The following is a 22,758-nucleotide window of genomic DNA, read 5'->3' on the forward strand; positions in this document are numbered from 1 at the left end:
GTTTAGCTGATACACCTGCACTCAAGTAGATGTAAGGAAGGTTAGTCGCTTCATCTTGTGCTTTGAAGAAAGCAGCTGCTTCTTCACGTGTATGAACAATTTCGCCATCACCAAAGCCTTCAACGTATTTCACGTTAACTGGAACTTCTACTTTCAAGACATCAATGTTGAAGCGTGGGTCTGAGAAGACTTTCATAGCACCGATAACTTTGTGTGGTTTTACTTTAGCGTATTCTGCAGAACCTGCGTCCGCAATCTTTTCATCGTAAGCCAAGATTTCAAGGAAGAATGGAATATCTTCAGCTACACACTCAGAACCAATACGTTCAATGTAGGCTTGTTTTTGTTGGTTGAGTTCGTCAGAGCTATCTACGTCATAGTAAAGCAAGAATTTAACGGCATCTGCACCTTGTTCTTTGATACGTTTTGCAGACCAAACGTCCAAGCAGTCTGGCAAGCGTTTTGTACTTGTTGTATCGTATCCTGTTTTCTCATAAGCAAGGAGAAGACCTGCATTTGGATCAAGAGCTTTTGTAGCTGGAAGTCCGTACTCAGGGTCAAGTAGCATTGATGAAGCGTATTTTGTCAATTCATCCGCTACCAATACTTTAAGTTCTTCCATTTGAGCTACTGTTGGCTCTTCTGTTTGGTATTGAGCCATAAGGCGTTTCAAAGCACCACGTTGGTCAAAAGCAAGAGCTGAGATGATACCATTCTCATCAGAGAGTTTTTGCATACAAGCACGTTTATTTGGGCTTAATTTTAATTTACTCATAAATAACTCCTTATTTTTCAAACTCGTGAATAATGACACCTTGAACTACACGGTTAACTGTACCTGTAGGTGATGGTGTATCTGGTCTGTTACCAACTTTAAGTGAAGTCAAGAGAGCAAATAACTGACCATAAACGATGTAAGGGAAGACACGGTAAACATCATTCAGAACCCCACCGCATCCAAGTGCTACTTCCTTCACATTTTCAAGGCCGAAGGCTTGATCACTCAAGAGAACAACACGTCGAGCAATTTGGTCGCCTGCAACTTCACGAACCAAGTCCAAATCATACTTGCGAGTGTAATCTGTGGTTGAACCAAATACCAAAACAACTGTATCTTCATTGATCAAAGATTTTGGACCATGACGGAAGCCAACTGGACTTTCATACATAGTCGCTACTTGACCAGCAGTCAATTCCAAAATTTTAAGCTGTGCTTCATGAGACAGACCAAAGAATGGACCTGCACCTAGATAAATCACTCGGTTAAAGTCTAGGTCAACCAACTCTTTGACATCTGCCACATTGTCAAGAACTTTGCGAGCTAAACTAGATAGCACGTCGAAACGTTCAGCTTTAACAGCAAAGTCTGTCGGATCAAATACCAAGAGCGCTGTCAACATCATTGAAGTGAAGCTTGAAGTCATCGCAAATCCAGCATCGTTGGAAGCAGCTGGTTGCAAGAGCAAGAGGTTGCGGTCATCACCATGAGCTTGAAGAGCCAATTTCCCTTCAGCCGCACATGTGATTGTTACTTGGTAAAGTTCGTCAACTAAAGCTTTTGCTAAGTCAACGGTTGCTACACTCTCAGGCGAGTTTCCGCTACGTGCGAATGATACCAAAACAGTCGCCACATCTTTTTTCAAATAAGTTTGTGGGTTTGCTACGATATCAGTTGTCGCGATAGCATTAAAATTCCATTTACGTTCATCATAAACTTCTTTAAAGTAAGGAACCAGAGTATCACCTACATAAGCAGAAGTTCCAGCACCAGTCAGGATAACTTTGATGTAGTCATGTTTGTCAGCAATTCCTTGTAAGAAGGCTGCAATTTCATCACGTCGTGCTTGATAAACTTCAAAAGCTTCTTTCCAAACGTCTGGTTGTTGGTAAATTTCGCGAGTTGTGATTTCTGCTCCCAACTCAAGCAATTCTTCTTTTGTATAATCTAGCATTGAGTTCCTCTAATCTATTATTATATTGTTTTTTATTTAAAATATGGGAATGGGAGTAAGCCCCATTCCCATTTATATTCTATGAAATATGTTCTAACAGTATTTCCGTTATTACACCTTATTCATCTTCATCGTCATCGAAGCTTGCCAATAAATCATTAACTTTGACAATGCTCTCTGAAGCACGACTCTTATAATCTGCATCAGCGCCAGTTAGGCTCGCATTGATAAATTCAATCACCATTGGAAGATTCATTCCTGCATAAAGTTCGATGTCACGACCTTCCATAATCAGACGGCTCACCACGTTACATGGTGTTCCACCAAGGAGGTCAGCAAAGACTAGGAAATCATCCAAACCTTCAACAGCAGCTTCAAATTTCGCAGTAAAATCTTCTGGCCCATCTTCTGGAAGAAGAGCTACTGCATGAATGTTGTCTTGTGGACCCATAATCATCTCTGTGCTACCTTTAAGTTCTTCACAGAAACGACCGTGACTCACTAAAATCAATGATTTAGTCATAAATTATGCGCCCATTCCAAGTGCAAATTTACCAAAGGCAGAAAGTGCCAAGGCAAGCACGATAATGATACCGATAGCTTTTGTAGAGTTCATACCTTTCTTACCAAGCAACCAGAAGATAAAGGCTGTGAAGATTGCTGGAAGCAAGCGTGGGAAGATTGAGTTCAAGATGTCTTGGAAGTCAATCATCTTTTCACCGATTGGCAATTTGTATGAAATTTCAAAGTTGATCATTGTTGCTACAAGAGCACCCATCATGAAGACACCAAGTACAGATGCAGCTTCAATCAAAGCTGTCAAAGTGCTTTGCATGTTGTTGATAAGGTTAACCCCTTCTTTGTAGGCAAATTCCAACTGTTTCCAACGGAAGATGTCATACGCTACTGCAACTGCAATCCAAAGGAAGATACCCCAAGGTTGACCAGCGATAGCCATTGTTGCAGCGATAGATCCCATGATAGCAGGTACAAGTGAACCAAAGATAGTATCTCCAAGAGGAGCGAATGGTCCCATCAAACCTGTCTTGATACCATTAACCGCATCTTTTGAGACAACGCCATCTTTTTCTTCCATGGCAAGGTCAAAACCAGCGATGATTGTGTGGAAGAATGGTGAAGTGTTGAAGAATTGAGTATGAACTTTCATCATTTCTTTCAACTCAGGAGTTCCATCTCCATACATTTTACGCAATTGTGGCAAGATCATGTAAAGGTAACCTGATGCTTGCATACGTTCGTAGTTCCATCCCAATTGGAAAGTGAACAAGCTACGTTTGTTAATTTGATTAAAATCTTCTTTTGTTAATTTGTAATTAGAATTCGTCATCTTCAATTTCCCCACTTTCTGATGGTGTAGAAGGTGCTGCTACAGCAACTTTTTGGCTGTTTTTGAAGTGAACAACTGCAAGGAAGATACCTACGATAGAGATACCGATCATAGACAATCCTTTGAAGTTGTTAGCAAAACCGATAGTTTCTGCAACTTCAGCAGGAAGAGTGCCAATGAGACCAGCAACTGCTCCACCAAGACCTGTTACGTATGAGTAAAGAACAGTCAACATAGCTGTCAAACCGAATCCCATAGCAAGGTAGTGAAGGTTACGTTTAACTGGAAGGTAACGAAGCAAGATAGCGAATCCAAGACCTGGAAGCATACGACCTGCAAGAGTCAAACCGTCTGCAACCCATTGGAATTCTTTAACAAAGTTTACAACTGCTTGTACGAATTCTCCACCGAAAGCTAGGGCGAAGAATACTGGAAGGGCACGAGAAGCAGCCCATGGAAGCGCACCAAGAAGGTAGTTACGTTCGATTCCTTTGTAGTCAAAGCGTTCGATCGCAGCATCAATACGGTGTGCGAAGAATGTAGTAGTCATACGACCAAGTACGTCGAAGTAAGTTAAAAGTGCCGCTACAGGAACCGCAATTGTTGTAATTGCAAGAGGTGCGTCAATCCCTTGTGAAACTGAGAATGCTGTTGCAAGAACCGCACCAGAAGTTGCGTCGATACGAGAAGCACCACCGAAGGTACCAACCCCAAGGACAAACAACTGCAAGTTACCACCGATAAGCAAACCAGTTGTCAAATCTCCCATGATCAAACCAGTAATGAAACCAGCGAATACAGGGGAACCTGCAGAAGAAACGATCGTCAACTCATCACAGATTTGATAAGCTGAGTACAAAGTGAGAAGTAAAATTTGCCACCATTGTATCATAACAATGACCTCCTAAAAATTTTTTCCTATTTTAATAAGCTCAAAAAGTCTGAAACTGGATCATTTGGAACCATTTGAGCAGTAAGTTTTACACCTTTTTCCGCCAATTTGTGGAAATCTTCTACGTCTTTATCTACAACGTTGATTGAACGTGTGATAGAACGAGTTTCTGGTGTTTGAGACATGTTGCCGACATTGACTGTTTCAAGCGGTACGCCTGCTTCAACCAAACCAAGGAAACGGTCAGGTTTGCGTGCTACAATCAAGAGACGTTGGCTGTCATATTTGCCAGCAAGGATATTGGCTGCAGCTTTATCAACCGGCAAGATACTAAGTTTTACACCTGGTGGTGTTGCAAGTTTCAATCCGCTCTTCTCAACGTCATTGTTCACAACCTCATTGTCAACGACCATGATGCGTGAAACATTGAGTTTAGCAGACCAAAGATTGGCTACTTGTCCGTGGATCAAACGTCCATCGATACGGCATCCTACAATTGTCATAAGTTTTCCCCCTTTATGTGTTTTAGTGTAGGTTTACGAGTTAAATGTATGTGTTCTTTATAATCCCCTTCAGTTTCAAAGATAATGATACGGTTAGCACCTTCTTTGAGATAGCTGTGTGGAATATAAAGTGATAAGGTTGGACCAACATTCCAGAAACGGCCTAGATTACGGCCATTGACATAGGCAATCCCTTTGCCAAACTCAGATAAGTCTAAGTAGGTATCCTTTGGCACCTCAACTTCAAAGTCGTAGGCGTAAAAGGCAGGTTGTCCTTCTGTCCATCCTTTTGAGAAATCAATCTTTTCAGGATTATCTAGTGGAAGCGGATAGTGTTCCCAATTCAGCATAAAGTGTAGGTCTTTGCAGACACCTGTACGAATCCCTTTTCGTTGTGTATCTGCTAGGAACTTATGCCCGTAATTGACACGCCCCATATTTTCAATAAGGATGTCAAAACGAGAGAGCGCTTTCTTTTCTCCTTGATAGAAGATATCTTCTCCAATTTCAGTTTGGTACTGAGTTGCGACCCATTTCTCATCTACGAACAGCTGAGCTCTATCGCGTCCATCAATGATGCGGATGCGTTCTTCCTCTGCGTCCCAACTAGCTTCTGTACGATAGAGAAGGTAGCCGTAGCTTTGTCCCAACTCTTCCATTTTCTTAGGATAGAGACTTTCAGTTGGAGTTGTTAAACTATCTAAGGTTTCAAATAGAGAAACTTTCTCAACCAATGGAATGTTTTCAACTTCCATGCTTTCTTTGTAAAGCGGTTCTAATTGTGGATACTCAGGATAATAAGTAGCCATCATTTCTTTAACTGCCATGTATTTAGCAGTTGGATTGCCAGCTTCATTAAGGAGAGCGTCATAATCATAAGATGTTACTTGTGGTAAATCAATAGTTCCTCGAGCTGAACAACCATTCATAAAACCAAAGTTAGTTCCACCGTGGAACATATAAAGGTTGATAGAGCCTTGCTCTAGCACCTCATGTACGGCTTCTGCTAACTCCTCTGGCTCACGCGTGATGACTGGTTCTTTCCATCGGTTAAACCATCCATCCCAGAATTCCATACACATGAGTGGCCATTTCTGGCCATACTCATCAAAGAACTCTTGCATTTGCGAAAAGTTGAAGTTAGCTTTCGAGCCAAAGTTCCCTGTTACAAAGAGATCATCTTCAATCAAGGTTCCAGCTTTCAGAGTTGCTCGCCATGGGCCATCAGATGTAAAGAGCGGACAAGTCACTGAACGTTCTTCCATCAATCGGCGAATCTCACGCAAGTAGGTCTTGTCCTCACCGTATGAACCGTACTCATTTTCAACCTGCATCATGAGGATATTACCGCCATTGTCCAACAATCTTGAAACAAGACGCGGAAGTAAATAATCGTAGTAACGTCCTACCATTTCAACAAAGGCTGGATCAGAAGAACGGATTCGCATGTCTTTAGTTAAAAGCCATGCTGGTAAACCACCGAATTCCCACTCTGCACAGATAAAGGGAGATGGTCGAACAATAGCATACAAGCCTAAGTCCTGAGCTGTCTGAAGAAATTTTTCAATATCAAGATTGCCACCAAAATTGAAGTTTCCCTCAGTTGGCTCATGCAAATTCCAAGCGACGTAGGTTTCAACAGTGTTAAAACCTAAAGCCTTGAGATTGTACAATGAATGATACCAGTCTTCTTCAGGAATTCTAAAATAATGAATGGCACCAGATAAAATTTTGAATGGTTCCCCATCTAGGTAAAAATCATCCTCAATTTTAAACCTTGTCATTTTACCACCCCATACTTTTTCGTTTGCGCTTTCATTTATTGTTATATTAAATGATAAACTAATGAATCCATATTGTCAATAGATTTTTCGAAAATTATTTAAACTTTTTCTTTTTTTACTGAATTCTTTTCTAAAATTCTTGTAAAAAGTATTTTATATTAAATTTTTTCCACCTAAATTACTTGATTTCCTGAATTTTTAATAGTAAAAAATAAATAAGTCAATCGCTTAGCCTATTATTTTATTTTTTCACATTATTTACTATCATTTTCAAACTATTTATGGTAAAATCGAAGATGAAGAAGGAAAAAATGAGGTGAAAATATGGCAATTCCAAAGTATCAATATATCAAAGATGAATTAAAAAACAAAATCATTTCAGGTCAATTTGCAAGTGGCGACAAGTTCTACACTGAAGCAGAGTTGATTGCAATGTATGACGTAAGTTCAATCACTGTTGTTCGCGCCTTAAACGACCTTGCTAAAGACGGTTATATTGTCCGTCAACAAGGTAAGGGAACCTTTGTGGCTCGAGCTCGCAAGCACAAACTCGTAGAATTTTCTGATGTAGAAATTTTTGAAACCAAGGACGATAAAGTCACTGTTCTTTCTATTGAACGCGGTAACGATCTTAACTACTTAGAAAAATTGGGATTGCGTGGCGATCAATTTTATTACAAAATCGAACGTATCCGTGAATCTAACGGTATTACTTATATCTACCACACATCTTATATCCCTGAACAATACATCAATGCAAATTATCCAAATCTTGAATACTATAGTTCTATCTATAATCGTTTCAAATTGGACTACCACATTCACATGAATGACGAGCATTTTGAAGAAATCAATGAAATTGTATTTCCAACTCCAGAACATGCTGCTTCTATCCTAGGAATCGACGCTCAATTCCCAACTGTTCTCCAAACCAAGACAACTAAACTTGAGTCAACCGGCCAAGTGTTGGAATACATTGAAACTTACAAACGTTCTGATTTCTATAAGATTAAATTTATCTCATGTGATCGCGATCACTAAACATTAAAAGTCTGAGCCTCATCGCTTGGGCTTTTTCAATGCTTATTATATCCAATCAAAACTGTATTTTCTATATGTCAATGAAGATCGATTAATACTAATTCAAACCACATCAGCGTCGCCTTACCGTACTCAAGTACGGCCTGCGGCTAGCTTCCTAGTTTGCTCTTTGATTTTCATTGAGTATAAATTTGTTTTAAATTTTACTAAAATATTGGGAATCTTTTTAGCAAAAAAGCTTTAATAAACAAGAAAAATCGAAGTTCTGCTACTCCTATAAATGGAGTAATAGAAATTTGATTTTTATTCTAATTATCCTAAACCAAGACGTTCAAAGATATCATCCACTCGTTTAGTGTAATAAAGAGGGTTGAAGATTGCGTTGATTTCTTCTTGTGTGAGGCGTGATGTCACCTCTGGATCTGCTTCGAGAAGGGGTTTGAAGTCTACTTGATTGTCCCAAGAGTAAGCTGTTTTTGGTTGCACCAAGTCATAGGCTTGCTCACGGGTCATGCCTTTTTCAATCAAGGTCAACATAGCCCGCTGACTAAAGATAAGACCAAAAGTCGAGTTCATGTTGCGGATCATGTTTTCTGGGAAGACTGTCAAGTTTTTGACAATATTTCCAAAACGGTTGAGCATGTAGTCAATCAAAATGGTTGTATCCGGTGTGATGATGCGCTCAGCTGATGAATGGGAAATGTCGCGTTCGTGCCAGAGAGCAACGTTTTCATAGGCTGTAATCATATGGCCACGGATAACACGCGCAAGCCCAGTCATATTTTCAGAACCGATAGGATTGCGTTTGTGAGGCATAGCTGAAGACCCTTTTTGGCCCTTAGCAAAGAACTCTTCCACTTCGCGTTGCTCAGACTTTTGGAGACCACGGATCTCCGTTGCCATACGCTCGATAGAAGTCGCGATACTAGCAAGAACCGCAAAGTACTCAGCGTGAAGGTCACGAGGAAGGACCTGTGTAGAGATTTCTTGAGCACGGATACCCAGCTTTTCGCAGACGTATTCCTCTACAAATGGTGGGATGTTGGCGAAGTTTCCAACCGCACCAGAGATCTTACCAGCTTCAACACCAGCAGCCGCATGCTCGAAACGCTCGATATTGCGCTTCATTTCACTGTACCAAGTCGCCAATTTAAGACCAAAGGTTGTCGGCTCAGCGTGAACACCATGGGTACGCCCCATCATAATAGTGAACTTGTGCTCCTTAGCCTTGTCAGCGATGATGTTGGTAAAGTTTTCAAGGTCACGACGGATGATGTCGTTGGCCTGCTTGTAGAGGTAACCGTAGGCCGTATCCACCACGTCGGTAGAAGTCAAACCATAGTGAACCCACTTGCGCTCTTCGCCAAGCGTTTCAGAAACCGCACGTGTAAAGGCAACCACATCGTGACGAGTCTCTTGCTCAATCTCCAAAATACGGTCGATGTCAAAGTCCGCTTTCTCGCGAATCAAAGCCACATCTTCCTTAGGGATTTCCCCCAACTCAGCCCATGCCTCGTCAGCCAAGATTTCCACCTCAAGCCAAGCACGGTATTTATTTTCTTCACTCCAAATGTTCGCCATCTCAGGGCGAGAGTAACGTTCGATCATTGTTTTATTTTCCTTTCTTTTGATGTTTCACATCAGTTAGCAAACGGCAATCACTTTATTCAAATTCTTCTTTCCCAATCCACACAGATGGATAATGATTGAGTGTATTCAAATCCGTATCAAGCGGTAGATCATAGATAGCTAAATAGTTATCAGGATACTGAGCAGTCAGCTCTTCATACTTAGCTTTCACTTTTTCATGATCGCTACTAGCATACAAGACTTCGACGACTGCTCCGGTCTTCTCTTTTTCAACAAATGCGTTGACAATGAGTTGAATCATAAAACCTCCTAAATCGAAAGACCCTTCATATTTGCTTCCAGAATAGGCATCTTCACACCTAACTCCTGACCGGTCTGATAAACACTTTGACAACAGTAGAAGATGTCCTGCTTATCATTGTGCAAGGTCATAATTTTTCGGGTCAGCTCATTTTTCGCAAACATGATTTTCATGGCTTTTCCTGCAATCCAAGCGGGAATTTTGTAAGGTAAGAGTTCAGCTTTATAAAGCTTCAAATTTACACCACGCGCTTCTACGACTTTCAAAGCCTCTCGAATGGCCTTGATGGCCAATGATAATTCCGAAGAACTATTCATCAAGTTCAGAGCCAGCTGTTCTGGATTTTCCAAATTCCCCGAACGCGCAGCTGTCGAAGTGACACCTGCATTAATCGCCATGTGAATCCAAATCCACTCGACCATATCATGAGGCACTTCCCACTTCAAATCTGCAGAAGTCAGTAAAGTCGTCAGATCACCATAGTTAGAAATGTGTGCTTTTTGCTCACCTTCTAGCATTAAATGATCAAACAAGACACCATCCAAATGGTCCTCTTGCATGTGACCGCCCGCTGTCGGAAAGGCCAGAATATAGTCGTAATCCCCTGCCCACTCTTGGACCTCTTTTTGAGTATCCCAGAAATTGCAGAAGAAAACGAGAGTGCCTTTGATATTATTTTTTCGCAAGGTCTCCACAGCTTCTTTGACAAACCCATGGCGCACACTGAGAAAAATAAAATCATATTCCGAATCAACTTCTGCCACACGAACCTCATAGGTGTCGTGTTTGTTCTCACCTTTGGAATGATAACGGCCATCTAGCAGATCAACCAACAACTCCTTGGGAGCATTGTTTTTCTTACTATCTCTAAGTACGTGTTCCACTTGATGACCTGCTTTTTGAAAAGCATAAGCATAAGTAGTCCCGATAACTCCAAGTCCTAAAATCGCTATTTCCACTTAAAAATCAATCCCTTTCAGCAGTAGTTGACTGGCTTCTCTTGCTGACTTTATCAGCTACGACAAACCTAGTCAACCTTGCAGGGGTAAGACAACGGACATTGTAATTAGGGTCCTGTCTTACTCCCCAAACTCTTCCACACTATCCGGCGCATCACTAAACAAAGTCACATGTCCCATTTTGCGGTTGTGCTTTGCTTCTATTTTACCATACATGTGGAGGTGGGCGCTTGGATTTTCTGTCACATATTTTTCAGCAACCTCGACGTGTTGGCCGAGGACATTGAGCATAACAGCTGGAGCATGGAGGTGGATGGCTGGCAATGGTGCTCCGAGAACACCAAGAATATGGGTGTCAAACTGGGAGAAGTCGCAGGCTTCGATTGAATAGTGGCCAGAGTTATGTGGGCGTGGGGCAATCTCATTGACAATGATGTCATCAGCTGTCGCAAACATTTCCACGCAAAGGGTCCCAGAGAGGTTCAGTTGTTCTGCGATTCGCACTGCCATAGCCTTGGTTTTCTCTGCCAAACGATCCGAAATGCGGGCTGGCACGATGGTCTTAGACAGGATATTGTTGCGGTGGATATTTTCCTGAACCGGGAAAACTGTCACGTCCTTGCCATTCCCAGAAACGATAACAGAAATTTCAAGATCAAAGTTGACAAATTCTTCCAAAACGCAGTCTGCTGAGTCAGCTAGCGCATAGGCTTCTGCCAAATCTGCTGCTGAGCGAATGACCTTTTGTCCATGGCCATCATAGCCACCAGTCGCAGTCTTGAGGACATAGTTTTTCGATAGGTCCATATTTGCTAAATCTTGGCTTGAGGTCACAACCTTGTAAGGTGCTACAGTGACTTGAGCCTTGTTTGAGAGAAAGTCCTTTTCAAAAATCCGATTTTGGGAAATGCGAAGCAGGTCTGTCCCTTGAGGGAGTTGTCCATCCTTGATGACAGCATCCAAACCGTCGGCATCGACATTTTCAAACTCATAGGTGAGGACATCGCAACGCTCAGCCAACTGATGGAGAGCGTCTACATCGTTATAAGGCGCCACGATGATTTCCGCCACGCGAGAGGCTGGGCAATCCGCAGCAGGATCCAGCGCAATGACCTTGTGCCCCATATAGATAGCAGAAATGGCCATCATCTGACCCAGCTGGCCGCCACCTATAATTCCGATTGTTTTAGATGAGCTCATTTGTCGACTCCTCTGCGATTTTTCCTTGCTCTTCTGCAAAATCTGCCAATGCTGTCGCGATAGCCTGATCTTCTACTGAAAGGAGACGGAGGGCAAAGAGGGCAGCGTTTGTCGCTCCTGCTTCACCGATAGCCATGGTCGCAACAGGTACTCCACCCGGCATCTGCACGATAGAGTAAAGTGAATCCATGCCACTAAGGGCACGAGATTTGACTGGCACGCCGATGACTGGAAGAGTTGTTTTGGCAGCTACCATTCCTGGCAAGTGGGCTGCGCCTCCAGCACCTGCGATGATGACCTTGATACCACGACTACGCGCTTCTTCGGCATGCTTGAACATGAGGTCTGGTGTGCGGTGGGCAGATACAACCTTCTTCTCGTAGGCTACACCGAAGCGGTCTAGGACTTCTGCTGTTTTTTTCATGGTTGCCCAGTCGGATTTTGAGCCCATGATGATGGAAATAATTGGTTTAGTCATAATTTTTCCTTTTTTCTTCTTTTTTGATAATGGTCTTAGGTGGTAGGGACGGAAGCAAACCTTCGGTTTCATTCCTAAACTTTGAGCCTAAGGTCTCAAAGTTTCCCTAGACCAGAACAGAAATTGTTCTGGTCTTTTCACCACGGCGACCATTATCGTACTTTGGCTCGCTTTCGCTCGCCATGACAAATTTAGTAGCTGTTAATCTTTTATGGCCTTGCTTCCGATATCGGTTCGGTAAAAAAGGCCTTCTGTTTTTTGTTGAGCGAGTTCTTGATAGATAGTGTTTTGGGTTTCTTTAACGGTGTCTGCTGTGGTGACGAGCATGTAGACACGTCCACCGTTTGATAGCAGTGCTCTGCTATTTTCCGCAAACTTAGCCCCTGCATAATAGGTGATAATGTCGCCTTCTGTCTTGGATGGCAACTTGACACCTTTTTCATAGTCTAACGGATAACCGTTGGATGCGACAACCACACCCAGAGTCACACCCTTGTCCGTCCAGGTGATGTTTGGCTCCTTGCCATCGATGATATCCGTAATATTTTGTGCAAAGTCAGATGTTAAACGAAGCAAGATGATTTGCGTTTCAGGATCTCCAAAACGAGCGTTGAACTCGATGACCTTAGGTCCATCAGCTGTCAGAATAAGCCCTGCGTAAAGGACACCAAGATACGGACGACCTTCTTTGATCATCCCTTCAAGAACTGGCTTGACAATAGTCTCCACTGCTGTGTCCACCACGCTCTGTGGCAAGTGAGGAACTGGTGCATAGGCACCCATCCCACCAGTGTTAGGCCCCTTATCGCTATCGTAGGCACGTTTATGGTCCTGAGCCGTTGGCATGATGTAGAATTTGTCCCCATTGACAAAGGCAAAGAGTGAAAATTCCTCTCCTTCAAGGAATTCCTCAATAACCACACGCGCACCTGAGTCACCAAATTTATTGTCCAAAAGCATCTCGTGAGCTGCTTCGACTGCTTGCTCAACCGTCTCCGCAACGACGACACCCTTCCCAAGCGCCAAGCCATCCGCCTTGACTACGATAGGCGCACCCTGCTTTTCGATATAGGCCTTGGCTTCCTCAAAGTCCGAGAATGTGCCATAGGCTGCTGTCGGAACGCCGTATTTGACCATGATTTCCTTGGCAAAATCCTTAGACCACTCCAACTCAGCCGCCAATCTTGTCGGACCAAAGGCCTTAAGCCCAGCTTGGTTAAAATCATCCACGATTCCAGCAGCAAGGGCATCATCTGGACCGATAAAGGACCAAGCTATATCGTTGGCTTTTGCAAAGTCAATCAACTTAAAATGTTCGGAAATAGAGATATTTACCAATTCCAGACCATCCAAAGTCATTCCGTCATTTCCAGGAGCTACAAAAACTTTTTCAACGTCTTTTGACTCAAGCAACTTCTTAGCAATGGCATGTTCACGACCCCCCGAGCCGACAACTAACAGCTTCATCTTTCAACCTCTTTTGCGAATTATTTACTAATATTATACCATAAACGTTCGTTTTAATCTTGTTTCGTTTCGCTTTTAAAGCGAAAAAAGGAAAGAAACTGTTTTCTTCCCTTTTATTTTCTTAATGTCTAAAATGTCTCACGCCTGTGAAGACCATAGTCAAGCCGTATTTATCAGCAGCTTCGATAGACTCTTGGTCACGGACTGAGCCCCCTGGCTGGATGATGGCCTTGATGCCTGCTTTGGCGATTTCTTCCACGTTATCCGCAAATGGGAAGAAGGCATCTGAAGCAAGAACAGCACCGTCAAGACGGTCTTTAGCTTGGTCAATAGCAATACGAACTGAAGCCACACGATTGGTTTGACCAGGACCAACACCCAATGTCATGTGGTCGTTAGTTACGATGATACCGTTTGATTTGACGTATTTAATAGCTTTCCATGCGAACTCAAGGGCTGTCGCTTCTGTCTCAGTTGGTTGGCGTTTGGTAACAACTTGCCAGTCAGCCTGACTTTCTTTCACAACGTCTTGGTTTTGAACGAGGAGACCACCAACAACACCAGTGTATTCTGCTTCTGCTTCACTGGCATCTTGTGCGTCAAATGGCAAGGCAAGAATGCGCAAGTTTTTCTTTTTGTTGGTCAAAATGGCTAGCGCTTCATCCGTATAGCTTGGTGCGATGATGATTTCAAGGAAAACGCCGTGCATCTTCTCAGCTGTCGCAGCATCTACCTCACGGTTAAGAACGACGATTCCACCAAAGATAGACACTGGGTCAGACTCATAAGCGTAGTCCCAAGCTGTTTCGATATCGTCAGCTTGACCGATTCCACATGGGTTCATGTGTTTCAAAGCCACAACGGTTGGACGTTCTTTGAAGTCACGGATGATACGGATAGCAGCATCAGCATCACGGATATTGTTGAAGGATAATTCCTTACCGTTAAGCTGTTTAGCAGATGCAATAGAGTAGTCTGTTGGCAAGGCTTTTTGGTAGAAGTCTGCGTCTTGTTGAGGGTTCTCACCGTAACGCATTGGTTGCTTGAGGTCATAAGTCAAAGTGAGTTTTTCAGGCTTGCTTTCACCCACTTGAGCTGTGAAGTATTCTGCAATCAAGGCGTCATAAGCCGCTGTGTGGCGGAATACTTTGGCTGCCAAACGTTGGCGAGTTTCATAAGAGGTTTCGCCGTTTGCTGCCAATTCGTCAAGAACAACAGCATAGTCAACAGGGTCTACAACAACGGTCACGCTAGCGTGGTTTTTAGCTGCCGAACGAAGCATGGATGGACCGCCGATATCGATGTTCTCCACAGCATCAGCGTAAGTTACGTCTGGTTTGAGAATGGTTTCCTTAAAGGGGTAGAGATTGACCACAACAAGGTCGATCAATTCGATCTGATTGTCCTTAGCTGCTTCTAGGTGACTATCCAAATCACGACGAGCGAGAAGCCCACCGTGAATATTTGGATGGAGAGTCTTGACACGACCGTCCATCATTTCTGGGAAACCAGTCACATCATCGATAGCAATGGTGTCAACACCAGCATTGTCAAGGGCAACCTTGGTCCCACCTGTTGAGATGATATCCCAACCAAGTTTCTTGAGTTCTTGGGCAAATTCAACAATGCCCGCTTTATCTGAGACACTGATTAAGGCTTTTTTCGTCATTCTATTCCTCTTTCTTTAAGTCCAAGCGCATAGCGACTTCGTTATTTTCTTCTATAAATCCTGCTTCCTGAAAACCCAAACTAGTCAACAGGTGCTTCATTTTTTCATTTCCAACCACATAATCTGCAACAATATGACTGCAGACTCTATCCATCTGGGCCTCTTTGATTAGAACTTCCAAGGCTTTACGACCATAACCTCTTCCTTGGTACTGCCGACCAATCATTATCCTCCAGATAAAGTATTCCGCTTCATCCTTATCTATTTCCAACAGGAGAAAACCAACTACAAGCTTATTCCAATAGATTGCCATTGGAAACACATCCCCATTCTCTCGGTAGAGCCATGCGTCAGCTAAAGAGCGTACATTTGGAGACACGAAACGTGCTCGTTCATCAGCTTCAGATATTTTCAAATCCAGCACTGCCTGATAACTGCTCTCATCTACTAATTTTATCTCAATCATTTTTTCTCCCAGCAATATTGCAAAATCAAAACTTGATTTACTTCTTATATTCTCCCCACCCCTAAACTATCCAAGACTTCTGGATAGAGTTTGTACTCTGTTTCGTGGATGCGAGTCTCGAAAGTATCAAGGGTATCCCCTTCAAGGAATGGCACACGGACTTGTTTGATGACCTTTCCTGTATCCACACCCGAATCCACCCAGTGAATAGTCACGCCAGACTGGTCCACACCTGCATTCCAAGCATCCTCAATACCATGAGCGCCTGGAAATTCAGGGAGAAAAGCTGGGTGAATATTGATGATACGACCTTCATAAGCTGCTAGTAAAGTTGGGCCAACGATTTTCATATAGCCTGCGAGACAAACTAAGTCAATCTTGTGTTCATCCAAAAGTTCGACGATGGCTTCTTCATAGTCTGCCTTATTCTCAAACTCTTTAAGTTCAAAGGCATAAGATAAAACCCCTAGTTTTTCGGCGCGTTCTAAAACGTAGGCATCCCGGTGATCTGAAAAGACAAATTCTACTGGAAATTGTTCCGCAATCACCTGAAAGTTTGAGCCGTTGCCAGAGGCAAATACCGCAATCCTTTTAACCATTATTTAATCACCACACTTGCGCCATCTTTCTTCACAATACGACCGATTTCATAAACAGGTTCGTCGAGAAGTTCTTTGACACGTTCAACATGTTCTGGTTTAACTGCAAGCATGAGACCAATACCCATGTTGAAGATTTCAAACATTTCTTCGTGTTTGATTTGGCCATATTTTTCAAGGGCTTTGAAAATTGGAAGGACTGGTACTTTGCTTTCGTCAATTTCAGCAGCCAAATCATCTGAGAACATACGTGGCACATTTTCGATGAAACCACCACCTGTGATGTGGGCAATACCGTTAACCAATTCTTCTTTGATGAGTGGCAAAACAGCTTTAACGTAGATACGAGTTGGCTCCAAAAGAACCTCCCTGAGTTTCTTGCCTTCCAATTCTGGGAGGACTTCTTCACCTGTATAGTCCGCAAAGACACGACGAACAAGTGAGTAACCATTTGAGTGGATACCGCTTGAAGCAAGCCCCAGAATCACATCCCCTGCTGTCACTTTTGAACCGTCGATGATTTGAGATTTTTCTGCAACACCAACAGCAAATCCAGCCAAGTCATAGTCGTCTTCGCCATACATACCAGGCATTTCAGCAGTTTCCCCACCGATGAGGGCCGCACCTGATTGTACACAACCTTCAGCCACACCAGCAACCACTTGTTCAAGCTTAGCTGGTTCATTTTTACCAGTTGCGACGTAGTCAAGGAAGTAAAGGGGCTCAGCACCTGCAGCAATGATATCATTGACACACATAGCCACACAGTCTTGACCGATGGTATCGTGTTTGTCATACTTGATAGCTAGCATCAGCTTAGTACCAACACCATCTGTACCTGAGATCAAAACAGGCTCTTTAACACCTGTTTTTGAAAGGTCGAACATGCCACCAAAACCACCAAGAGCTCCCATAACACCCGCACGCTCTGTACGTGCCACGTGTTTTTTGATGCGTTCAACAACCTCATAACCCGCTTCAACGTCCACACCTGATTGAGCGTATGCATTTTTATTTGTCATTTGTTTTTTCCTTTTCCTTTCCTTCAATGGGGAATTTTATTTGTAAAAACTCGTTTTTTCTTCCAAACTTCTACGATATTCTTCTTCATAATCATAGAGAGGAGTTGGATATTTCCCATCAAAGTAAGCCACACAGAGGCCGCCATTTGGCGCATCTGTTTCGATGCCGATAGAATCAATCAAGCCATCAATCGAAAGATAGGTCAGACTATCCGCACCAATGATTTGGCAAGTTTCCTCAACGGTATGATTGGCCGCAATCAATTCCTCACGACTCTGAATATCAATTCCATAGAAACATGGATAAGCCAGAGCTGGGCTAGCAATCGCCACATGAACTTCTGTAGCACCTGCTTCTTTCAGCAATTTTACGATACGACGAGATGTCGTGCCTCGTACAATCGAGTCATCGATCATGACCACACGTTTGCCTCTCACGACACCAGAAACAGCAGACAGTTTCATACGAACTCCTTGCTCGCGCAATTCTTGAGTCGGCTGGATAAAGGTCCGTTGCGTATATTGGTTCTTGATGAGACCCATTTCATTTGGCAGACCTGATTCTTCGGCAAAGCCCATCGCTGCGCTGAGTGAGGAATTTGGTACCCCAACTACAATATCAGCTTCGTGCTTGAACTCACGTGCCAGTTGAGCTCCCATTCTCTTACGAGCCGTATGGACATTGACACCATGGATATTCGAGTCAGGACGGGCAAAGTAAATATACTCCATGGAACAGATAGCCAACTGAGTATCGTTTGTATAGCTGTCATACTGGATGCCATTGTCATCAATAATGACAATCTCGCCTGGCTTCACATCACGAATCCACTCAGCACCGATTACTTCAAAGGCACAGGTCTCAGATGAAACCACTACTGCTCCATTCGTCATTTTCCCGATTGACAGAGGACGGAAGCCGTTTGGATCAAGCGCTGCAATTAACTTGTCCTCAAACATCAAGAGATAAGCAAAACCACCTTTAACAAGACTGAGTGCTTCCTTGATTTTACCCATCAGGTTTGGATTGTGGCTACGGCGAATAAGGTGAGCCAAAATTTCAGAGTCAGAGGTTGAGCTGAAAATCGCTCCTCTTTGTTCCAATTCTTGCTTGAGCGATTCTGCATTGGTCAGATTCCCATTATGAGCCAAACCAAACTGCATGTCGTGAAAGCGGAAGAGGAAAGGTTGGATATTGTCTACAGAAGCTTCTCCCGCAGTCGCATAACGCACGTGCCCAATCGCTCCAGTTCCTGCCAATTTATCCAAATTCGCAGGATTTTTAAAGACTTCTGATAAAAGCCCCATATCACGATGACGCTTCAATTTCCCTTGGTCATTGGAGAGGATTCCTGCCCCCTCCTGACCACGGTGCTGAAGACTATGGAGTCCAAAATAGGTCAATTTGGCAGCGTCTGGGTGACCCCAGATACCAAAACACCACATTCTTCATTAAGAGATTTTACTTCGTATGTCATTCTATATACCTAATTTTTATTTGTGTATCATTCCTTAACGATACTAGAGCGGAATGATACGGCAGAAGCTCGTTTCACTCGCAACAATAAATCATTTGCAATTATAGCAAGTTAGATCTACTTGATTTTACATTTACTGATAGTTATCTAGTTAGAAAATCTGCAAATCTTATTTCCCAGTAAAGTATTTCACAGCTGATGCAAAGAGATATTGATCTTTATTTCCTGGAATATTTTGGAAGAGTCCGTCTTCAAAACGTTCTGAGTGTCCCATCTTACCGATGATTTGGCCGTTCTTGCTGGTAATTCCTTCTATGGCATGGACAGAACCATTCGGATTGTACTTAGAATCCATACTTGGTTTGCCGTTAAAGTCAACATATTGGCTGAAGATTTGTCCATTGTCACGGAGCTCAGCAAATTCCTCAGCCGTCACGACAAACTTCCCTTCACCGTGCGAAACAGGAATAGCGTGGATATCGCCTACTTGCACACCAGCTAACCATGGTGAGTTGGTATTGGCAATACGGGTTTCCACCATCTTGGCCACGTGTTGATTGGCATCATTGTAGAAGAGGGTTGGACTAGTACTATTAGCATCCTCGAAATTTCCGTATGGAAGAAGACCTGATTTAACCAAGGCCTGGAATCCATTACAGATACCGATAATCAAGCCACCACGGACGATAAAGCTATCAATAGCCACACGGACTTTTTCATTGAGAAGGATGTTGACGATAAACTTAGCGGAACCATCTGGCTCGTCCGCAGCTGAGAAACCACCTGCAAAGAAGAGAATGTTAGCCTTGCCGATGTTGTCAACCATAGTTTCAACTGAATTGACAATGGCTTCTTCATTCAAGGTCACAAATGGCACTAAGTTGACCTCTGCACCTTCTTTTTCGAAAGCCTTAGCTGAGTCATATTCTGAGTTAGTTCCTGGGAAGACTGGGATGTAAACCACAGGTTTTGCAACCTTTTCTTTGGATTTAATCACAACATCTGATACCACAGCTGGTACTTCAGCCAGTTCTTTGGCTTGAGCAAACTCTGTTGGGTAAACTTCTTCCAGTTTTCCTTGGAAGGCACTGTCAAGTTTCTGTCCATCTAGCTTCACACCGTTTACAGTCAGTGTAAAGTCTGCTTTTGTTTGTCCAATCTTCTCTACTCCAGCAATTTCTTCAGGAGAGGCGAAGACAAATCCGCCTAATTGAGCTGTCAAAGAACTTTCAAGTTCAGGCAAGATTACCTCTGCACCGATATGGTTCCCAAAGGTAGCAAGAGCCAAACTTTCAACCACACCACCATATTTGACAGCTGATGCTGCTGTCACTTTGTGATCAGCTTGGATGGCTTCAAACTTAGCAAAGTTAGACTTGATAAGATCAAAGTCAATTTCTTGGGCCAAAGCTTGACCTGGGATGTAATAGATATTTTCACCAGCGACTTTAAATTCTGGAGAAAGAACCTTACGGCTATCTGCAGTTGTTACCCCAAAAGCAACCAAGGTTGGTGGCACTGTCAATTCTTCAAAGGTACCAGACATAGAGTCCTTCCCACCGATAGATGGCAACCCAAGTTGAATCTGAGCTTCAATGGATCCAAGAAGAGCAGCTACTGGTTGGCCAAAACGCTCTGCTTGTTTATCCATCCGCTCGAAATATTCTTGATAAGAGAAGCGAGCCTTAGACCAGTTTGCACCAGCAGCAACCAAACGAGCAGTTGCTTCGATGACTGCATAAGCCGCACCATGATAAGGAGACCATTCTGCGATATATGGGTTGAACCCTTGTGCCATAACAGAGGCAGTTGTTGTCACGCCATGTTGGACTGGCAATTTCTGTACAGAAGCTTCAGTTGGTGTAATTTGGTAGCGACCACCAAGTGGGTGATTGACTGTTGAACGACCAACTGAGCTATCAAAGATGGTTTGCAAGCCTTTTTGACTGGCATGGTTAAGGTCAGCCAAGACTGCAAGCGTATCTACTTCAAGGGTTTCGGCAGATGTTTGGCGTTCTTCTGGAAGCTTGACATCCTTGTCAACCACCTTAGCATCCACAACTACACGTACACCGTTTGTATCAAGGAAACGACGTTCCAAATCAACAATCGTTTCACCATTCCAGTGCATAACAAGATTTGGTTTTTCAGTCACTGTCGCAACGACAACAGCGTCAATATTTTCTTTGTTACATGCTGCAATGAAGGAGTCTACATCTTCTGGACGAACCACTACAGCCATACGCTCTTGAGATTCAGAGATGGCAATTTCTGTACCGTTCAAACCTTGGTATTTCAATGGCACTTTGTCTAGATCAATTTCAAGACCATCTGCCAATTCACCGATAGCCACACAGACACCACCAGCACCAAAGTCATTGGACTTCTTGATGAGACGAGTGACCTCACCATTACGGAAGAGACGCTGAATCTTGCGTTCTTCTATAGCATTCCCTTTTTGAACTTCAGCTCCAGCAGTTTCCACGGACTCAACTGTTTGAACCTTAGAAGAGCCTGTCGCACCACCGACACCATCACGTCCAGTCTTACCTCCAAGGAGAATAATCACATCTCCCGCTTCCGGTTTTTCACGGACAACATTGCCCTTAGGAGCTGCACCGACAACAGCACCTAGCTCCATACGCTTAGCAACGAAACCTGGGTGGAAATACTCACGAACGTAGGTCGTCGCAAGCCCAATCTGGTTACCATATGAAGAATAACCATGAGCCGCTGTCTTAGAAATGACCTGTTGTGGCAATTTACCAGCACGAGTTTCCGAAATCGGTGCTGTAATATCACCCGCACCTGAGATACGCATAGCTTGGTAAACATATGAGCGACCTGATAATGGGTCACGAATAGCACCACCGATACAAGTAGCCGCCCCACCAAATGGCTCAATCTCAGTTGGGTGATTGTGGGTTTCGTTTTTAAACATGAGGAGCCATGGTTCTTTCACACCATCAACGTCCACTTCGATTTCTACTGAGCAAGCATTGATTTCGTCTGACACTTCCATATCATCCAAACGTCCATTGGCACGCTCATAACGACCGAAAATAGTCGCCATATCCATCAAGGTTTGCGGTTTTTCAGAACGCCCCAACTCATCACGCATGGCAATATACTTGTCATAGGTTGACTGCAATTGCTTTTGGAATTTAGAAGCTGAAAAATCGATGTGCTTCAACTCAGTCTCGAAAGTCGTGTGACGGCAGTGGTCAGACCAGTAAGTATCCAAAACCTTGAGTTCCGTCTCAGTCGGCACGCGCTCGATTGACTTGAAATAGTCTTGGATAAAGAGCAAATCATCCACTTCCATGGCCATCCCTTGCTCGGCCTTGTAGCGCGTAAAATCTTCCGCTGTATAGCTTTCAAAGAAAGTCAATTTGGGAATGGTCTTGTCTGACTCTGAAAATTCTTGCTTGGCAATCCCTGTCGTGATGTCCTTAAAACGAGAATCAACTGGATTGAGAAGGTAGTTCTTGACAGCTTCTAGTTCAGTCGCATCGATATCTTTATTCACTAAGTAAAGTTGGGCAGTATTGACTGTCACTTCACTAGAACTTCCTAGCAACAGCAAAGCTTCTTGTGAAGATGCTGCACGTTGGTCAAATTGACCAGGCAAACTTTCGATAGCAAAGAAAGCATACTTCTCAAGATCAGCCTTAACCGCGGCTTCATCCAAAACAGTATCGGTCACTTGCTCAGAGAAGATATGTTTTTCCGCACGCGCAAACAAATCCTCTGCTAAATTAAAAACATCGTAAACCTGAACAATACGAAGATCATTTAAAGTTTTCAACTGAAGATTATGCTGTAACTCTTTTACTAAAGAGTCAGATTTGACACGAAAATCAGCTTTTTTCTCAACGAAAATACGTTTATCCATTTTAGTTCCTTTATTTCTATTCAAACAGGCTATTGAAGACGAAGGGGTTCCGTTCCAAAATGATTACTTCAAGCCCTGCAATTTCTCCAACACAACCTTATAAACATCCGTTAA

General features: G+C 43.2%; 19 protein-coding genes and 1 pseudogene. 1 reads left to right on the plus strand and 19 read right to left on the minus strand.

Annotated elements, in window-relative coordinates; translation table 11 throughout:
* The 7 genes from lacD to HMPREF2837_RS06250 all read right to left on the minus strand — a co-directional run.
* A partial coding sequence (lacD, locus tag HMPREF2837_RS06220; protein WP_075230735.1) for a tagatose-bisphosphate aldolase occupies positions 1 to 775 on the minus strand: 775 nt, incomplete at its 3' end.
* Positions 776 to 785: 10 nt separating this feature from the next.
* Positions 786 to 1,952 carry an SIS domain-containing protein gene (locus tag HMPREF2837_RS06225; RefSeq protein WP_049549451.1) on the minus strand — a complete coding sequence of 389 codons (1,167 nt, stop codon included), beginning with the start codon at positions 1,950 to 1,952 and terminating at the stop codon, positions 786 to 788.
* A gap of 118 nt (positions 1,953 to 2,070) precedes the next feature.
* A complete protein-coding gene (locus HMPREF2837_RS06230; protein WP_000167443.1) occupies positions 2,071 to 2,475 on the minus strand; it encodes a PTS sugar transporter subunit IIA in 405 nt (134 codons plus the stop codon).
* Between the two features lie 3 nt (positions 2,476 to 2,478).
* On the minus strand, positions 2,479 to 3,300 hold the full coding sequence (locus HMPREF2837_RS06235) for a PTS system mannose/fructose/sorbose family transporter subunit IID (protein WP_004250397.1): 822 nt from the start codon (positions 3,298 to 3,300) through the stop codon (positions 2,479 to 2,481).
* A complete protein-coding gene (locus HMPREF2837_RS06240; RefSeq protein ID WP_075230736.1) occupies positions 3,287 to 4,192 on the minus strand; it encodes a PTS mannose/fructose/sorbose/N-acetylgalactosamine transporter subunit IIC in 906 nt (301 codons plus the stop codon). The genes HMPREF2837_RS06235 and HMPREF2837_RS06240 overlap by 14 nt, the downstream gene beginning before the upstream one ends.
* A 26-nt stretch (positions 4,193 to 4,218) precedes the next feature.
* Positions 4,219 to 4,695: a PTS sugar transporter subunit IIB gene (locus tag HMPREF2837_RS06245; RefSeq protein ID WP_075230737.1), complete on the minus strand. Its 477-nt coding sequence runs from the start codon at positions 4,693 to 4,695 to the stop codon at positions 4,219 to 4,221.
* Complete coding sequence (locus tag HMPREF2837_RS06250; protein WP_075230738.1) at positions 4,692 to 6,479, minus strand: glycoside hydrolase family 35 protein; 1,788 nt, start codon at positions 6,477 to 6,479, stop codon at positions 4,692 to 4,694. Before HMPREF2837_RS06250 ends, HMPREF2837_RS06245 begins: the two co-directional genes overlap by 4 nt.
* A 324-nt stretch (positions 6,480 to 6,803) precedes the next feature.
* On the opposite strand from HMPREF2837_RS06250, the gene HMPREF2837_RS06255 reads away from it, so the two are divergent.
* A complete protein-coding gene (locus HMPREF2837_RS06255) occupies positions 6,804 to 7,520 on the plus strand; it encodes a GntR family transcriptional regulator (RefSeq protein WP_049549448.1) in 717 nt (238 codons plus the stop codon).
* Positions 7,521 to 7,832: 312 nt separating this feature from the next.
* Here HMPREF2837_RS06255 and purB read toward each other — a convergent pair whose 3' ends face one another.
* From purB to HMPREF2837_RS06315, 12 genes and pseudogenes are all read right to left on the minus strand, one after another.
* Positions 7,833 to 9,128 carry an adenylosuccinate lyase gene (purB, locus tag HMPREF2837_RS06260; protein WP_049549447.1) on the minus strand — a complete coding sequence of 432 codons (1,296 nt, stop codon included), beginning with the start codon at positions 9,126 to 9,128 and terminating at the stop codon, positions 7,833 to 7,835.
* Positions 9,129 to 9,183: 55 nt separating this feature from the next.
* Positions 9,184 to 9,411 (minus strand): hypothetical protein, encoded by a 228-nt coding sequence (locus HMPREF2837_RS06265; protein WP_049549446.1) that lies wholly within the window; start codon positions 9,409 to 9,411, stop codon positions 9,184 to 9,186.
* Positions 9,412 to 9,419: 8 nt separating this feature from the next.
* On the minus strand, positions 9,420 to 10,370 hold the full coding sequence (locus HMPREF2837_RS06270) for a ketopantoate reductase family protein (RefSeq protein ID WP_049549445.1): 951 nt from the start codon (positions 10,368 to 10,370) through the stop codon (positions 9,420 to 9,422).
* Between the two features lie 120 nt (positions 10,371 to 10,490).
* Entirely contained in the window at positions 10,491 to 11,570 is a 1,080-nt protein-coding gene (gene purK, locus HMPREF2837_RS06275) for a 5-(carboxyamino)imidazole ribonucleotide synthase (RefSeq protein WP_049549444.1), read from the minus strand.
* Entirely contained in the window at positions 11,557 to 12,048 is a 492-nt protein-coding gene (gene purE / locus HMPREF2837_RS06280) for a 5-(carboxyamino)imidazole ribonucleotide mutase (RefSeq protein WP_049549443.1), read from the minus strand. The genes purK and purE overlap by 14 nt, the downstream gene beginning before the upstream one ends.
* Before the next feature lie 201 nt (positions 12,049 to 12,249).
* Positions 12,250 to 13,515, minus strand: coding sequence for a phosphoribosylamine--glycine ligase (gene purD, locus HMPREF2837_RS06285; protein WP_049549442.1), 1,266 nt, complete (start codon positions 13,513 to 13,515; stop codon positions 12,250 to 12,252).
* 121 nt (positions 13,516 to 13,636) lie between these two features.
* A complete protein-coding gene (purH, locus tag HMPREF2837_RS06290; RefSeq protein ID WP_049549441.1) occupies positions 13,637 to 15,184 on the minus strand; it encodes a bifunctional phosphoribosylaminoimidazolecarboxamide formyltransferase/IMP cyclohydrolase in 1,548 nt (515 codons plus the stop codon).
* Between the two features lies 1 nt (position 15,185).
* Positions 15,186 to 15,650 (minus strand): GNAT family N-acetyltransferase, encoded by a 465-nt coding sequence (locus HMPREF2837_RS06295; RefSeq protein ID WP_049549440.1) that lies wholly within the window; start codon positions 15,648 to 15,650, stop codon positions 15,186 to 15,188.
* Positions 15,651 to 15,694: 44 nt separating this feature from the next.
* Positions 15,695 to 16,249, minus strand: a complete 555-nt coding sequence (gene purN / locus HMPREF2837_RS06300; protein ID WP_049549439.1) for a phosphoribosylglycinamide formyltransferase — start codon at positions 16,247 to 16,249, stop codon at positions 15,695 to 15,697.
* A complete protein-coding gene (purM, locus tag HMPREF2837_RS06305) occupies positions 16,249 to 17,271 on the minus strand; it encodes a phosphoribosylformylglycinamidine cyclo-ligase (RefSeq protein ID WP_049549438.1) in 1,023 nt (340 codons plus the stop codon). The genes purN and purM overlap by 1 nt, the downstream gene beginning before the upstream one ends.
* Before the next feature lie 36 nt (positions 17,272 to 17,307).
* Positions 17,308 to 18,749: pseudogene (gene purF, locus HMPREF2837_RS06310) on the minus strand (amidophosphoribosyltransferase).
* Between the two features lie 169 nt (positions 18,750 to 18,918).
* Complete coding sequence (locus HMPREF2837_RS06315; RefSeq protein ID WP_049549436.1) at positions 18,919 to 22,644, minus strand: phosphoribosylformylglycinamidine synthase; 3,726 nt, start codon at positions 22,642 to 22,644, stop codon at positions 18,919 to 18,921.
* Between the last annotated feature and the right edge of the window lie 114 nt (positions 22,645 to 22,758).

This window comes from Streptococcus sp. HMSC071D03 (genome assembly GCF_001812125.1).
Lineage (GTDB): Bacteria > Bacillota > Bacilli > Lactobacillales > Streptococcaceae > Streptococcus > Streptococcus pseudopneumoniae_N.